Below are 15,512 nucleotides of genomic sequence, written 5' to 3' on the forward strand. Positions count from 1 at the left end.
TGGTGGTGAGCAGACGGCCATGGCCCTGGGCCTGGGCCTGAGACGGGCTATATGGGCAGGCTGGTGTGGGGTTGGGATGCCGGCTGCTGCCGGATGACCTTTCTCAGTGCCCGGTTGATCTCAGGGTTGCGGCCGGGGACGTACGAGCGGATCGGCTCGTAGCCGCATGCGGTGTACAGACCGAGTGCGGCGACGTTGCGTATGCCGGTTTCGAGCAGGATCTCGGTGGGGCCGCGGCCGAGCACGTCCTGTTCCAGAGCGGCGAGGATCCGGCGCCCGAGTCCCTGCCCGCGCGCGGGCGGCGCGACGTACATCCGTTTGATCTCGGCGGCAGCCGTGTTGAGGGTGCGCCAACCCCCGCAGGCCAGTGCTGGTCCGTCCCCGAGCCGGGCGAGGAGGAACAGGCCGTTGGGGGCGTCGAATTCCGCGCTCTCGGTGGCTTCGGGGTCGTCGGCGGTGCCGTAGGTGGCCAGCTGCTCTTGGTAAAGGGCTTGGGCGAGGGCGCGGGCGTCGGGGCTGCCGTAGGGGACGGCGGTGAGCGTCCATTCGTGGTCGGCCTGGAGCAGCGAGGTCATGGTGTCGATCGTGCCGTGCGGAGGCGTCCGGCGGCGCGCAGTCTTCGGCCGGCGGCTGTGCGGACTCCGGTGAGGAGCGTGCGACATCGGGTGGGCTGACCTTGCGGGAGGGTGGTGGTCAGCGCGGTGATCGCGGACGGCCGTGGCCCGGTGCAGCACCGAGAGGCTCTCGAGGAAAGGGCGGCGGTCTCAGAAGGCGGTGTGGGTGTCGCTTCGCGGGTCCCCGGATACAAAATGGTCGTCGTAGAGCCCGTTCTGTGCCGCACGGCGCCAGGGACGGGCGTAGCGGAGAGCCACGTCGATGTCCGAGTCGGTCGAGTCAAGGTTGATGTCCGCGACCGCCAGAGCGGGTTGTCCATCGGCGGGGCACTGCGCTAGCCACCGGCCGCCGGGTGCCACGATTCCGGACGGCACCGTGGTGCTGAACTGGGCCGGGATGGAGTAGCCGAGCCAGTAGCTGTAAAGAGTTCCGTAGGCTTGGGCGATCCGCGCCCGCGGCGCGTCGTCGACCATCACGGAAAGCAGGACACAGTCGACGTCCAGGCGTTCATACTCGGCGAAGAGCGGCGGAAAATTCGCCTCGACGCATAGCGCGCAGCCGATGCGGATTCCGTCCACCTCGAAAACCACAGGCTCGCGCCCCGGGGTGTACAGGTAGGAGACCTCGGTGTGCGACAGGAAGCGCTTGTCGTAGCGCGCGACTAGCTCGCCGCGGTCGGAGACGATGAAGAGGCTGTTATGGGGCCGGTTCGGCGGTGTGAGCGGGTGGATCGACCCGAACGCCGTCCACAGCCGTAGTTCTCCCGCCAGCGCGGCGATCGACTCGGCTTCCTCGCGCAGTACGTCCCAGGCGGCACGACTCCAGTCGGCCGGGGCCAACTCGCCATCGGGGCCGGCCGCCATCACGTGCTTGCTGGGGTAGGTGATCGCTCCCTCGGGGAACTGCACCAGGCGCGCGCCTGCGTCGGCGGCTTCAGCCATCAGGGCCCGGATCTCCTGCCCGGCTGCTCGCAGCGCGCCTCGGTCGGTGGGATCCTCCGGCACAGTGCTCTGCGCGACAGCCAGCCGCAATGTCCTCGCCATGGCGCGGACGCTACGGCATCTTCGCCCTTGTGGCCTGAAGGTCCGGTGAGCCCGGCCGGATCCGCGTGGTTCCTGTCCGGTTCGCCGGCCGTGACCGGCGGGCTGGATCGCCGATCATGGTGAGGGCTGGCCCGCGTTCGTCCTCTCGCGCAGCCGCTGAAAGACCGCCTCGTAGGGGCCCGCGCCCTCTTCGCAGCGCCGGAAGGCACGCCCGTCAGGTCTGCTCCGGGCTGCTCTCGCTCAGGAACTCGCGGGCGCCGCGGAGCCGGGTGCGCAGCTTCTGCTGGGTGGCGCGGTTGTCGAGTCGTACGTCGAGCCCGCCAGGCAGTCCCGTGTCCGAGCGGCGCGCCGAGGGCAGCCGGGCGGGCTGAAGGCCGTCGCGGCGGGCGATGAGCTCGCCCAGCTCGTAACGGCTCAGGGCGTCGGGGCCAGCCAGGTGGAAGACGCTGGCGGCGTCGGATCGGGTGATCTCCCACAGGGCGGCGGCCAAGTCCGTCACGTGGACGGGGCAGCGAACGTCGTCGGTGAACAGGGCACCCTGTCGGCTGCCGGTGGCCAGCGCGTGCACCAACTGCTCGTGCTCGGACCGGCCGTCACCGATGATCAGGGAGGTGCGGGCGACGACGGCGCCGGGGCATAGGAGGCGGACGGCGGTCTCGGCGGCTGCCTTCGCGGCCCCGTACGGGGTGAGCGGATCCGGGAGGCAGGACTCGTCGTACCGGTGGCGGCCCGTGCCGGAGAAGATCGCGTCACTGGAGACGTGTACCAGGCGGATGCTGCGCTCGGCTGCGGCTTGGCCGAGGCGGATGCCGCCTTCGGCGGTGACCGCCCAGTCCGCTCCGCCGCTCGTCGCGTTGATCACCGCGGCCGGAGCCACTGTGTCGAGGACCTCCTCCAGGCGGGCGGGGTCACGGAGGTCGAGGTGATGCCATGCCGCTCCGTCGTCGCTGCCGGGGCGGGAGTGGAAGGTGGCGGCCGGGCGCCGGCCCGCGGACACTGCCTGGCGTACCAGCTCGGCACCCAGGAAGCCGCTGCCGCCGATGATCAGCACAGTCATGCCGCCTCACGTTACGGGCGACGGGTGCCGCCCAGAGCGGCTTTGGCGGGATCCGCTGACCTCTGAAGCCGGATGACTCGGCCGAGTCGGGAGACGGGGGCGGTCCATGGCCCAGAGGCGCAAGTAGAGGCGTGGAGACCGCGCACGCGCGGGTTGCCTTCCGGCTGACTGGCCTGTCGACAGCGCGTTCAACCAGTCTCCCGACGTGCTGCGGGTGACACTGACGGGTATGCCCGACCGATCGACGCTGCACCAGGTCCCCTACTACTCGCAGTGGGAATCACCCGATCTTGTCCCGGAGTTCATCGCCGGGACGAGATCGGTCCGTGACGACCCACTGTGGCAGAAGTCCGGCGCCGCCGACCCTGACGAGTACGCGTTCTGGGCCGACCGCACCTGCGGCATCGCCTGCCTGCGCATGGCCCTGGACTACTTCGGTGAGCAGGTCCCGCCCGTCATGCCGCTCGTGACTGACCTGTGCGAGGCCGGGGCCTACGTACGCGCCGACGACACCGTGGCGGGTCTGATCTACCGGCCCTTCGCCGCGTACGTCACCCGCCGATGGCCTGCGATCAGCGCCACCGTCCACACCGACCTGGAAGAGACGCAGATCGCCGACGCCCTTCACGCCGGTTCCCTCGTCGTCATCTCGGTCCACAAGACGATCCGGACACTCGCCCCGCACCCCGCCTCACGGGGCGGCCACCTCGTCCTTGCCGTCGGCGCTGACAAGACGGCCCTGAGCATCAACAACCCTAGCGGCCTTCCCGGCCACAGCCAGCGCGCCCACCGCGTCCCCTGGGCCGACCTGCCCCGCTTCTACGCCCGCCGGGGCATCGTCCTGTCGCACACCGAGGAGCCGGTCCGATGATCCCCATGACCCTCGCCGAGATCGCCGCCGCCACCGGGGGCGTACTCGACACCACCGACGGCACCCCCGTCGTCGACGCGCCGCTCGCGTTCGACTCCCGCCATCCCGCCCCCGGCGCCCTGTTCGCCTGCCTCACCGGCACTCTGGTCGACGGCCACGACTTCGCCGCCCTCGCCGTCGAGCAGGGAGCCGTCGCCGCGCTCGCCCAGCGCCCAGTGCACGTCCCGGCAGTCCTTGTCCCCGACGTCCTGACCGCCATGTCCGACCTCGCCCGCGCCGTCCACCAGCGCTACGACGGCGTCACCATCGGCATCACCGGCTCGGCGGGCAAGACCACCACCAAGGACCTCCTCGCCCACGTCCTGGCCGCTCACGCCCCCACCGTCGCCAACCGGGCCTCCTTCAACAACGAGATCGGCTTCCCCGTCACCGTGAGCTCCGTCCGGCCCGATACCCGGTACCTCGTGCTGGAGATGGGCGCGCGCGGCAAGGGCCACATCCAGGCCCTGTGCGACATCGCCCGCCCCGGGATCTCCACCGTCCTGGGCATCGGTTCCGCGCACGTCGGGGAGTTCGGCTCCCGTGAGGCCATCGCGGAGGCCAAGGCCGAGATCGTCCGCGCCCTCCCCGCGACCGGCACGGCCGTCCTCAACGCCGACGACCCGCTCGTGGCCGCCATGCGCCGGGAACACGACGGCCAGATCCTCACCTTCGGAACCGACGAGGGCGCCGACGTGCGCGCCACCGACATCACCACCGACGAAGGCCGTCCGACCTTCACCCTCCACCACCAGGGCCGTACCGCGGCCGTCCAACTCACCGTCTACGGCCGGCACAACGTCACCAACGCGCTGGCCGCCGCCGCGACCGCGCTCGCCGCCGGCGTGCCCTTCGACACCGTCGCCACGGCCCTGTCCGAGGCACGGATGGCCACCGGAGGACGCATGGCCGTCACCACCCGCACCGACGGTGTCACCGTCATCAACGACGCCTTCAACGCCTCCCCCGAGTCCGTCCTGGCCGCCCTCGACGCCCTGGCCGAAGTGGGGCGCGGTCGTCGACGGATCGCGGTTTTGGGCGAGATGGCCGAGCTCGGCGACGCCTCCGTCGAGTGGCACCGGCGCGTCGCTGACGCCGCCGCCCGGGCCGGCCTCGCCCACCTCCTTGTCGTCGGCAGCGGAGAGGGCGCCGACGTCCTGGCCGACGCCTACACCGCCGCCACCCACACCGCCCCCGACCGGCGTACCGCCGACACGGTCAGCGCCGCCGTCCGCGCCGTCCTCCTCCCAGGCGACGTCCTGCTCGTCAAGGGTGCCCATGCCTTGGGGCTGGACGCCGTCGCCGACCAGCTCCTCACCGTCTGATCTACGACAGGGGCCGGAGGCACCCGTTGTGGATGGCTATCTGCCGCCGGCCCCGGCTCCGCTCGGCGCTACGGGTGGCCGGTGTCGAGGCCGGTTCTTCTTGGGTGAGTGCGGTCGCCGGGCCGGAACGGCCGCTCGGGTCCCTCTACCTCTTCACCTGTGGGAACGGGTGTCCGGGCGGTAACCGGACAGCGTCCGGCGACGTTCCGCCAACGTTCACTGACCCGCTGCGATTCGGCCGCCTGATCGGCTGCACTGTTCCCCGGCCCTTTCAGGGCCGCCAGGGACATGCAGGAGACGAGGGCGGGGCGGGAGCGGGTTCGCATGGTGACGATCAACGTGGGGGTGCTGCTCGCGGTCATCGTGGTGATGCGGTTACGCCGCAGGACTCAGGCCCGAAGTCGCGTCGAGGAACGCAACACCGCGCTCTTCGTCTTGGCCCTGGGCATCGTGATCGCGCCGACCCCGCTGGGCCAGGGCATCTTCACCGTGATCCAGCAGCTGGTGAGCGGCATCTCGCAGGCCGGCACATGAGCCCCCGCTTCCGGAGCACTCGCCGCTCCCCCGCCCGACGCCAGCGCCGTACGTCTCCCGCTTCTCGACGCCGTTCCACGCTGAGGCGTCGCCCGGCTTCCTACCGCCCGAGGCGGGCCTTCGGCTGGGAGCAGGCCGGTCTGCTGCTCCTGGTGCTCGCCGTGGTGTGGAGCCTGGTGGTCGGCGCGTTGCGGTGGCTGGCCGCGCATCCCTGGGTGCCGATCGTGCTGCTGCTCGTCGCGGCGGCGGCCGGCGGGGTATGGGTGCACCGGCGCCGGGAGGCCGCCCGCTGGAACCGGGTGCGGGAGCAGGGCCTGCGCTACGCGATGCCGCAGATCGACGCCCTTCACCACCGGCAGTTCGAAGAAGCCGTACGGGATCTGATGCGCCGTGACGGCTGCCCTGAGGCGATCCGGGTCGGTGGGGCCGGCGACAATGGCGCCGATGTGAAGGCCACGGACCCCTTCGGCCGCCTGTGGGTGATCCAATGTAAGCACCGCAAGGCCGGACTGGCCGGCTCCGCGGTCGGAACCCCGGACCTGCATGTCCTCAACGGCACCGGTCGTCCCGTCCACCACGGTGACGTTGTCGTGCTGGTCACCAACGGCCGCTTCACGGACAAAGCCGTCGCCTTCGCCCGCTCCCAGCGGCTCCACCTCGTCGACCGCCATCTGCTCGCCCGGTGGGCCGCTGGCTCCACTCCACTGTGGGAACTCCTGAGCGCGATTCCTTCCCCCCGCCGTCCCGCCTCCGGGTCCTGATCTCTGCCGGGGCATGGCGGTGTCAGGCGGCCGAACGGCCAACTGGCGGCGCCGTCCGACTTCCTCAACGCTCCGTCCCACCACCGCGGCCACGTCCTCGACCGGGGGCTCACAGGCGCGGCTAGTCCAGCAGTGCCTTGGGCAGGCTGTTGGGTCGTCCCCAAGCGGATCCGGCGCAGTGATCGGAGGCATCGCAGCGAGGATCGGCCGCACCCGCTGCGGTCCGGCCGGCGCCGTGCTCGGTGCGCTGCGCAAGACGCTCGGCGTCAGCGACGGCACCGAGGTGCTCTCCGCCAACCACGACGGCGTGTGGCTCGGCATCCCGTTGCAGTTCTCCGCGGGCCGCCCGACCGTGGCCCTGCCCGACCTCCATCCCGATGAACAGCGGCAGTCGACCGCTGCCCGTATCAAGCTCGACTCCGCCTATCAGCAGACCCTCCAGGAGCGACCGCGTGCTGAGCGCCACCCGAATCCACGCCGACGAGGCGACCGTCACGGTCGTCAGCGACACCAAGGCCATCACCGACTGGGCCCTGCGCTACTTCGGCGGCTGGTGGAACGCCACCGCCGTGGATGCCCCGGCCGCGCCTGGCGGCAGCATCGCCGAGGGCGGCGCTCTGCTTTTGGCCGATGTCGACGGCGACCGCCTGGCGGACATCGAGACCCTGGTCGGTGACTACGAGCACGACGGAGTCGTCTACGCGAACGCCCGCACCCTTCTCGCCCGGCACGGGGACGGCATGATCTACTCCGTTCAGCCCGCCGAACGCCTCGCCTACCACTACGACCCGGCCACCAGCCGACTCGTCATCGTCGGCGCCCACGCCGAACCGGTCGCCGTCGCCGCCTCCCGCCTCGCCCGCGAACTCATCCGCGGCCAACTGCTGCGCGCCGGGTTCCACATCCTGCACGCCTCCTGCGTCGTCCGCGGCGACCGCGCGCTCCTCACCTTCGGGCCCAATGGCGCCGGCAAGACCACCACGGCCCTCCTGCTCGCCCGCGAGGGATACGACCTCCTCGCCAACGACCGCGTGTTCATCCGTCCCGAAGACGGAGGACTGCGGATCCTACCGTGGCCGTCGGCCGCCGCGATCGGCTTCGGCCTGCTGGAGTCCACCGGCCTGTACGAGCCGCTGCGCGCCCGCGTCCTGGACGGCGAGCAGATGCACCCCACCCAGGACCAGCGCGTCACCGACGCCCTGCACGCCGGCAGCACCAAGCCGATCTGGAACGCCAAGGGCAAGGAACTCAAGCCGCAGTTCTTCCCCGACCAGCTCTCCTCGATCCTCGGCATGACCCTCGCTCCCCAGGCCCGCGCCACCGCGCTGCTCTTCCCGCGCGTCGAGAAGGACACCGAACCCCAGCTCGCCGAGGCACCGCGCTCACTGGACGAAGAGGACTTCTTCACCAGCAAGACCGAGGACCGCTACCCGGACCTCTTCCGCCTTGCCCCCGACAAGGCGGCGCCGGCCACCGACCTCGCCGACCGGCTCGCCCTGCTGCCGCGCCGCGCCCTGGTCCTGACCCACGACAGCCGCGCCAGCGCCGAGCTGCTCACCAAGACCGCCGAGGGCCTCTTGTCCGAGTAGAAGCGCCACAGAATAGGCCGTTCTCCTTCCGGAGAAGGAGCGGCCGGTCCACCGTGGAACACAACCGAAGGGAACGGCTCGTGACGATCGCGTCCGAAGCACCGACGACAACGCCCCTTGTCCCCGGCTTCCTGGAGCTGGAGATCACCAACCGCTGTCAGCTCACGTGTCCGACGCTCTGCTTCGTCAAGGCGGGGCCGACCAAGGGGCACGGCACCATGGAGGTCGAGGACTGGAAGCGGGTCCTCAGCGAGGCCGCCGCGCTCGGCATCAAGAAGATCCAGCTGATCGGCGGGGAAGCCACGCTCCACCCGGGCTTCGTCGAGATCGTGGAACACGCCCTCGACGAAGGGCTCAAGGTGGAGGTGTTCTCCAACCTGTACCACGTCCGCCGCGACCACTGGACGCTCTTTGAGCGGCCCGGCATCTCCCTGGCGACGTCCTACTACGCCGACACGGACGAGGGACACGACGCAGTCACGGGGCGCGAGGGCTCCCACGCCGCGACCCGCGCGAACCTCTTCGAAGCGCACCGCCGCGGGATCCGCGTACGAGTCGGCATCGTGGACGTGCAGGACGGCGACGGCCAGCGTGCCGAACAGGCCCGCGCGGAGCTGGAAGGGCTCGGCATCACGGAAGTCCACATCGACCGAGTCCGAGCCGTCGGCAACGCGGTCAAGGACGACGGTCTGCCGTCCACGTCCGAGCTGTGCGGCCGGTGCGCGAGGGGCACCGCCGCGATCCTGTCGGACGGCACCGTGACTCCCTGTGTGATCGGCCGCTTCCTCCCGGCCGGGCAGATCAAGAACACCCCGCTGGCCGGGGTCTTCGGCTCACCGCAGTGGCAGCAGGTCGCCGCGAGCATCCCGGCCGGCCATCTCGGCCCGTGCGGCCCGGACTGCGGCCCCAACGACGACAGCCAGGGCGGCGGCGGAACTTGCGGCCCCGCCGACGACAGCGCCATCCCGAACTCTGCGGGCTGAAAGGCAAGGACCCCTTGAAGGACTGGGAAGCAGCAGCACAGCGGCTGGCCGCCAGCACCGTGATCCGGCCCGAGTCACGCTGGTACCAGCCGCTGGCCACCACCCCGCGGCACCTCTTCGTGCCGCGGTGGTGGACCAGGGCCACGAACAGCGACGGCGAGGCCGTGTGGAAGCTGCGCGACGGCGCGAGCGACCCTGAAGCATGGTTGCGGGACACCTACGCCGACACCACGCTCGTCACCCGCGTCGGCGCCCTCCACGCCGACCACGCCCAGGCGGACCAGACACCTGTCCGGGGACGCGCAGGGCGCTCCACCTCGTCCTCCACGCTGCCCACGCTGATCCTGACGATGTACCGGGCCGCCTGGATCACCGACACCTCTCGGGTGCTGCTCACCTGCGGCAGCGGCTACGGCACCGCACTGGCCTGCGCTCGCCTTGGCGAGGACCAGGTCACCAGCGTGGACATCGATCCGTATCTCGTGCAGTCGGCACGGAGACGGCTGGCCGAAGCCGGCCACCAACCGCGTCTCGAAGTCTGCGACCTGACCGGCGACCTGCCCGAGGGCACCTACGATCGGATCATCTCCACCGTCGCCGTACCCGCCGTACCCACGTCGTGGCTAAGGGCGCTCGGCCCCGGCGGACGCCTCGTGACCACCATCGTCGACACCGGGCTGGTCATCGTCGCGGACAAGACCCCCGACGGCGGCGCCGCCGGTCACGTCGCATCGGAAGCAGCTGGCTTCATGTCCGCGCGCCACAGCGAGGACTACGACGACACCTTCCCGGAGAACCCACCGCTGTGGCAGACCGCCCAGCACGCCGACGGCGACAGCATCTCCACCAGTCGTTACCCGCTGATGTACGTCCCCGACACCTGGGACGTCCGCTCCACCCTCGAACTCGAAGTGCCCGGCATCGACCATCGCCAGCACACCGCGCCCGACGGCACCCGCACCGTCTACATGCTCCACGCGGATGGTTCCTGGGCCCGCGCCACGGCCGCTGGACGCAAGGACTGCCCGACCGTGCACCAGGGCGGCCCGCGGCGGTTGTGGGACAAGCTGGACCGCATCCGCACCTGGCTCGTCGTGGACGGCGACCTCCCCGTCCGCGGCGCCACGGTCACCATCGCCCCCGACGGCGCGGTCACCTTCTCCCGGAGGGGCTGGTCGGCCACCCTCACCTGAGCCACGGTCCGAGCGCGCCGGTCCTTCGCTGGATCGGCGCGCTCGGCCATGAACGCTCAGTGCGCCATCGGCCGAGATGATCGCTCCCACCCCCTGCAAACTCCACCCCAGCCTCCACAACCACGGGCCACGGCGCCTGCCGCTCCCGCCGCTCACCTCCGCGCAGACTCCCTTCGACGAATGGGAACACGCTGCCCGCCCCGTCCTTCCGCCGGTGTGGCCGCCTCCCGAGCAGCCGGCCACACCGGTGCTCCCCGTCCTTGGCGGGTTCGACAACCAGACCCTTGCCGGGCTCGCTGCCGCAACTGCCCAGCGTGCCCACTCCCTTCTTCACGCCCTCACCCAGACCGACACACGGAACGACATCGCCTGCGGGCATCCCCGTGGATGCCGATCGGGACGCAACTTCGCCGGCCTCGCGCCCAGTCCCCCACGTCCCGCTGCAGCAGCGCCTCCAGGAGCTCCAGAAGGCCACCGGCATGACCAAGGCGGAACTCGCCCAAGCCGTCCGCAACGGGGGCCTGAGCGGCTGACCTGGCATCTTGATCTCCCCGAGCGTCTGCCGGGCGCCGATGTCCGAGTTCGCACAGGGCCAGATGATCGCCCAGAGGGAAGGACCCCCGCCCGCCCACGAGCGGTCGGCGCTGCACCATCTGCGGAGTCCTGGAGGCGGAGTCATCCGCACACCGCCTCGGGCGATCCGTCGCCGGACCAGGGTGGCGTGGGCCAGGTCGGCCGGTACGGATCGTCGACGATCCACCCCCGCCACGCCGGGTCGCGGAGTTCTCCCGTGTTCTCGTCGACCACGCCCTCGGGCACCAGCCGCAGCCGCGCCCGGCCGGGCCGGCGACGCTCGACGGCGCGCTGTGCGCGTGCGGTGAGCCACTCCCGGAAGTAGCGCCGCTGATCGCCGTGCCGTTTACAACGCCGCTCCCCCAGGCCCGCGGTGCCGCGGTCGAGAGCGACTTGCCGAAGCTGGTCGGGGTCGGGGCGAAGGCCTTCGTCGCCGGCCAGGTGGCGGGGCAGGTAGACCAGGCCGTCGGCTTCCTCGGCCAGACCGTCCTCGACGAGCTTGTCCACGCGGCGGCGGACCGTGGTGCGGTGCAGCCCGGTCACCGCGGCCAGGTGCGCGATGTCGAGGCCGTCGAGCGGGTCGAGGGCGGCGAGGATCCGGGCGCCGGACGTGCCGTGGGCGTAGTGGTGGCAGGCGTCCGTGTCCATCACGGTGCCTAGCGCGCGGGTGTTCACCTCCCGGCCCGTGTGCACGTCCGGGACACTCTCTGCCCCCCTCTCCCCCGGAGCTGGACGGTGTCCCGGGCGTGCACAGGACTCCTCGGCCTCTCGTGGGATCCGCAGGGACCAAGTCGAGCTGCGTTCACCGGTGCCGGCCGTGACCAGGGACAGCCACCCGGCGGCGCGGAGGCGGGTGTTGCTCGCTTCCACAGTCGAGCGGGCGCAGCCCATCAGCTCGGCCAGCTGCCGCACCGACACCTCGTGCTCGAGCCCGCCGGCCTGTTCGGCCAGCTGCAGCCGCGCGGTGAGGTTCTTCAGGTCCGTGCCGCCGCCGGACCCCGGCCACACGACGGCTTCCACGGCTGCCCGCACGCGGGCGATTGCCACCATGGCATCGGCCCGGCACACGATCGCCCCCGATGTGCCCACGAACGTGCGCGCCTTGTCGAGCATCCCGGCGAGCTTGCCCTCGGCGTACCGCTCGCCCTTGCGTGAACGAAGGGACCTCGCCCAGGCGCCGCCCGCTGTTGGGCGCAGCACCAGGGCCTCCCACCACTGCGCGAAGGTCCACTCCCGGCCGGGCTGGGAGACCGCGACCGCCAGGGCCATCGTCAGCCGGTACCCGGAATCGGCTGACGTCCGGCCCGCGTACCGGCGTTCGGTGTCGCCTTCCAGCAGCAGCCGGCGCGCCCGCCCCGAGAGGCCCGGCAGCCCTTCCACCCACTCGGTCAACGACGGCCGCCGAGCGGGCCGCTGCGCGAGGACGCGTACGGGACGATTCATGCCCCCACCCCCGCCGGCTCCCCGCTGCCGACCGTCGGCGCGGCCGCGGATGTCGTGGGCCGCCGTACGGACACGGCATGTTCCGGTGGCGCCGGGCGGATCAGAGCACGGACCTGAGCGGCCGCCTGCGCGTACCAGTCCGGCTCGGCGTCCACCTCCGCGGCCGGCCGGGCGGACCGCAGCGTACGCAGCCGGTCCTCCAAGAGCGCATGCACCGTGTTGAACCGGGCCGTCTGCGCTGCCTCTTCCGCAGCCTCACGGGCGTCCCCGAGGCTCTCGTAGAGGTGGCTGCGCCGCATTTCTGTGGCGAAGACGTTCTTGTACTCGGCCTGGGCTGGCGGCTGGTAGGCGAACTTACTCAGCGCCCGCCGCCGCAGGGCACCCAGCTGGAGTTCTGCGGCCAGCCGCGCCGCGAGTGCCACCGACTCGGGAAGGGCGCCTCCGCCCGCGGCGAGCAGCTCCGCCACCGCCTGGTCGACCGCTCCGCGCATGTCCCGCTCGGTCCTGCGAACGACGTCCAGCCGATCGAGCTCACTGCCCAGGCCCCAGGTGGCCACCGCCACGTCGACGGCCTCGGCCACCAGCTCCTCGACGCGGCGCTCATCGCGGCACTGCCCGCACATTCCCGCCGTGTTGGGCTTCCCGCACGCCTGGCACGCAAGCGCCTGCCGTGCGGCCTCCTGGGCCGCGTACTGGGCCCGCTGCTCGGCCCACACCCGTGCACGGGCGTGCCGCTCTCGAGCGGCCTGCTCGCGGCGGACTGCCGCGAGGGCGGCCTCCTGTTGCCAGCACGTGTTCAGCTCTGCCTCGAACGCAGAGCGGTCTACCCGGCTGCCGGCCAAGGCCGTGGTCGCCTTGGTGAAGGCGCGGGTCCGCAGCGCTCGTCCGTCCAGGATCAGCATCTGGCAGGCGGTGCAGTCGGCCCGGGTGTCCATCCGCCGTCCGTCGTCGCACCGGAGATCCGGGCACATCGCCCGGCGTGGCAGAGCACGGCCGACCAGCCAGCCCACGGGGTCGGTGATGGGCACCGTGCCCTGCTGCGCCAACCGGCGCTTGAGCCGCTCCCGCAGGATCCGCTCGGCATCCACCTCCGGGCCGCACGCTCCCGAGATCTCGCCGAGCTGGGCCCGTGCCACCTTCGTGACGTACCGGCGCGTCGTCAGCCGGTCCAGCCGGCCCCACACCATGGCCACCGGCTCCAGCACGCGCTCCAACCCCTTGGGCACCTGAGCCCACACCGGCGGCGGTCCACCCGACGCAGCCCGCCACGCCTGGAGAGTCGACGCCGCGGCCGACGCCTCCGACTCCCCCTCCGCAAGCAGCAGATCGGGTTTCTCCCCGCGAAGCGGGCCGTTCCCGCCGTCGACGACCGGCACGTCACCCTGGAGACCACCATCCGATGCCCCGGAGTTCCCGCCCTCGCGTGCGCGTACCGGCTGACGGCAGTACCCCGACGCGGCTTCGCCGGAAAACCCAAGATCTCCAGCACCCTCACCACGTACATCAGCCACAACAGCGTGGTCGGTGTGAGTGTCTGCAGCAGCACAACTCGCCTCGAACGACTCAAAGACGGTCTGACCTGCGAAAAGATCGTTCTCAGCGTCGTCGAGACCTCTGGGTGCAGTTCCGGAAGCCTCCTCGGCCCCCTCCAGATCATCCCAGGACAGCTGCCGCCAGCCATCTCCCTCCAGCACAAGCTCGTCACCGGCGTCGTCGCGGCAGGCACACCGCGCACGACCCGCCACATCACCGGCAGGCACCGGATCCGGTGATGCCGAACCCGTGAGCACAGCAGCGTCCTGAACCGGGGCCTCGGACCCGTGAGCGGCCGCCACCGCCGGCACCACGAGCCGACCCGGACCGCCTGAGACCACCCCCGCGGCCACAAGGCGGCCCAGCACCGTCGCGGCGACGGGCACACGGCACCCCAGCAACCGCGCCAGCGTCACCGCCGCCCGCCCATGACGAGCCACTGTCTTCGCCAACGGACCGCCGACCAAAGGCACCCGCCCGTCCCGCCGCGCATGCAAAGCCAGCAGGAGCAGAGCCAGGCGATCCGACGCCGCGCCCCTCCCCCGCCGCCCCACCAGCAGACCCGGAGGCGTGGCGCACCGCTCCCCCCACCCTGGAGCGAACAGCGCTTCCACGAACCGAAGAAGCGTCGCCAACTCGACCTTCGACAACGCCAAGGGCGCGCCGACGGCGTTGCGGGCCTCCCACAGAGGCTCCACCCGATACTCGACGCCCGTCGGCAGGCCGTCGTCACCCCGCAGGACCCCCGTAGCGACGACATCAACCTCCCGCAGAACGCCCAGCACCTCGTGGTCCACCGTCGACTTTGACACCCCGAGCCAACGACCCAGCTCCCGGGCCGTGCTCTCGACGCGGCAGGTGCCATGCGCGGCCTTCGCCATCAGCACGAGGGTGCCGAGACGCACCACGTCCTTGCGGCCGACGAGCCGGACATCTGCTAGCAGGGCGCTGATGGCTGCCAACAACCGGAGCCGCATGTCGCGGCCTAGTTGTAGGGCTGAAGTTGGTCGGGCGAGAGTCTGCGGCAACTCTGATGAGAAGCCCGTGGTCAAGGGCGCCGGACCTGGAGAATGAGACTTCTTGGGTAGGCTGTCGCTTGCTTCAGGCATGACTGAGCCGACCCTCGTACGGGTAGCTATGATCTGCTCCAGTCGAGGAGTAACAGGGAAACCCTCATCGCCAACCGGCACCGCCTGGGGAGGTTGGAAGGTCGGACGCGCGACGGGTATTCAGCTAGGGATGTGGAGCGGCGCTCACCTCCTCGACGCGACTGGCCCGGGATTGCGGAGTCCCGGGCCAGTTTCCGTAGCGCCTTGTCGGGCGGGTCTTGGCCGACCTACTCGGCGTGTGATGGGGCTGTCAGTCCTTGGCCTTCTCCGTCATCTCTTCTGCGAGACGGCGTCGTGTCGGTAGCTCGTTGAACCATCGGCCCAACGGGGCGTAGTAGAAGGGCTGTTCGGCGAACTTGAAGAAGGCAAGGGCCTTCGGCCCCGGACCCGAGACGAGCTCGCAACCTGTCTGGTGAACGAAGAGGCCCGTGTCGTCGTGCACTTCGTCGGGAAGCGCAGCTCGCGCGGTCTCGATCGTTATGGCTTCCCAGACGCGCAGTCCCTGGTCCTTGTTCGCTGGCCGGCGCTCTTCGGGCCAGACGAGGCGCTTCAAGGCCCCGTAGAGGCGGACAAGGACAATGTCCGTCTCTACGGTGTGTTGGGCGTCGATCACTCCTTCCTCGGCGGCATCTCGGGCCACCTTGGGCAGGACGTGCGCCTCTTGCGCCAGGGCGCGAAGTGACCAACCGCTGGGCGCCGTGCTCATGAATCAGTCCTCGCTTTCTTCCAAGAGCATCCTACTCACTGATCAGCCCTGTCTTGGTAATGACAGAACCATCGCGTGTCTGATCCTCGAGCAGAGGTTCAGCAAGATCACTCGCGAAAGGGTCCTAGACCTGCGCAA

At 70.9% G+C, this 15,512-nt stretch carries 13 protein-coding genes; 7 read left to right on the forward strand and 6 right to left on the reverse strand.

The features are described from left to right. Nucleotides 1-47: 47 nt before the first annotated feature. From IG88_RS0107565 to IG88_RS0107575, 3 genes are all read right to left on the reverse strand, one after another. Nucleotides 48-575, reverse strand: coding sequence for a GNAT family N-acetyltransferase (locus IG88_RS0107565; RefSeq protein WP_051851810.1), 528 nt, complete (start codon nucleotides 573-575; stop codon nucleotides 48-50). A gap of 189 nt (nucleotides 576-764) precedes the next feature. Next, nucleotides 765-1,658, reverse strand: a complete 894-nt coding sequence (locus IG88_RS0107570) for a carbon-nitrogen hydrolase family protein (RefSeq protein ID WP_031036437.1) — start codon at nucleotides 1,656-1,658, stop codon at nucleotides 765-767. A gap of 214 nt (nucleotides 1,659-1,872) precedes the next feature. Next, nucleotides 1,873-2,715 carry an SDR family oxidoreductase gene (locus IG88_RS0107575; protein ID WP_031036442.1) on the reverse strand — a complete coding sequence of 281 codons (843 nt, stop codon included), beginning with the start codon at nucleotides 2,713-2,715 and terminating at the stop codon, nucleotides 1,873-1,875. Between the two features lie 229 nt (nucleotides 2,716-2,944). Between IG88_RS0107575 and IG88_RS0107580 the strand changes: the two genes are divergently transcribed. The 7 genes from IG88_RS0107580 (at nucleotide 2,945) to IG88_RS0107610 (ending at nucleotide 10,010) form a co-directional block, all read left to right on the forward strand. After that, nucleotides 2,945-3,586 (forward strand): C39 family peptidase, encoded by a 642-nt coding sequence (locus tag IG88_RS0107580; protein WP_031036446.1) that lies wholly within the window; start codon nucleotides 2,945-2,947, stop codon nucleotides 3,584-3,586. Beyond that, entirely contained in the window at nucleotides 3,583-4,950 is a 1,368-nt protein-coding gene (locus tag IG88_RS0107585; protein ID WP_031036449.1) for a UDP-N-acetylmuramoyl-tripeptide--D-alanyl-D-alanine ligase, read from the forward strand. Before IG88_RS0107580 ends, IG88_RS0107585 begins: the two co-directional genes overlap by 4 nt. Nucleotides 4,951-5,274: 324 nt before the next feature. Further along, nucleotides 5,275-5,484: a hypothetical protein gene (locus IG88_RS0107590; protein WP_031036452.1), complete on the forward strand. Its 210-nt coding sequence runs from the start codon at nucleotides 5,275-5,277 to the stop codon at nucleotides 5,482-5,484. Then, nucleotides 5,481-6,245: a restriction endonuclease gene (locus IG88_RS0107595; protein WP_031036454.1), complete on the forward strand. Its 765-nt coding sequence runs from the start codon at nucleotides 5,481-5,483 to the stop codon at nucleotides 6,243-6,245. Before IG88_RS0107590 ends, IG88_RS0107595 begins: the two co-directional genes overlap by 4 nt. A gap of 452 nt (nucleotides 6,246-6,697) precedes the next feature. Continuing rightward, nucleotides 6,698-7,834 (forward strand): hypothetical protein, encoded by a 1,137-nt coding sequence (locus IG88_RS44165; RefSeq protein WP_031036457.1) that lies wholly within the window; start codon nucleotides 6,698-6,700, stop codon nucleotides 7,832-7,834. Between the two features lie 80 nt (nucleotides 7,835-7,914). Further along, nucleotides 7,915-8,817, forward strand: a complete 903-nt coding sequence (locus IG88_RS0107605; RefSeq protein ID WP_031036460.1) for a radical SAM protein — start codon at nucleotides 7,915-7,917, stop codon at nucleotides 8,815-8,817. Between the two features lie 14 nt (nucleotides 8,818-8,831). Beyond that, entirely contained in the window at nucleotides 8,832-10,010 is a 1,179-nt protein-coding gene (locus IG88_RS0107610; RefSeq protein ID WP_031036463.1) for a methyltransferase domain-containing protein, read from the forward strand. Between the two features lie 675 nt (nucleotides 10,011-10,685). On the opposite strand, the gene IG88_RS0107620 is transcribed toward IG88_RS0107610, so the two are convergent. The 3 genes from IG88_RS0107620 to IG88_RS0107630 form a co-directional block, all read right to left on the reverse strand. Continuing rightward, nucleotides 10,686-12,026 carry a helix-turn-helix domain-containing protein gene (locus IG88_RS0107620; RefSeq protein WP_031036466.1) on the reverse strand — a complete coding sequence of 447 codons (1,341 nt, stop codon included), beginning with the start codon at nucleotides 12,024-12,026 and terminating at the stop codon, nucleotides 10,686-10,688. Further along, complete coding sequence (locus tag IG88_RS38445) at nucleotides 12,023-14,521, reverse strand: hypothetical protein (RefSeq protein ID WP_234332055.1); 2,499 nt, start codon at nucleotides 14,519-14,521, stop codon at nucleotides 12,023-12,025. Before IG88_RS38445 ends, IG88_RS0107620 begins: the two co-directional genes overlap by 4 nt. 397 nt (nucleotides 14,522-14,918) lie before the next feature. Then, on the reverse strand, nucleotides 14,919-15,374 hold the full coding sequence (locus tag IG88_RS0107630) for a hypothetical protein (RefSeq protein ID WP_024126824.1): 456 nt from the start codon (nucleotides 15,372-15,374) through the stop codon (nucleotides 14,919-14,921). Between the last annotated feature and the right edge of the window lie 138 nt (nucleotides 15,375-15,512).

This window comes from Streptomyces sp. NRRL F-5650 (assembly GCF_000721365.1).
Classification (GTDB): domain Bacteria; phylum Actinomycetota; class Actinomycetes; order Streptomycetales; family Streptomycetaceae; genus Streptomyces; species Streptomyces ardesiacus.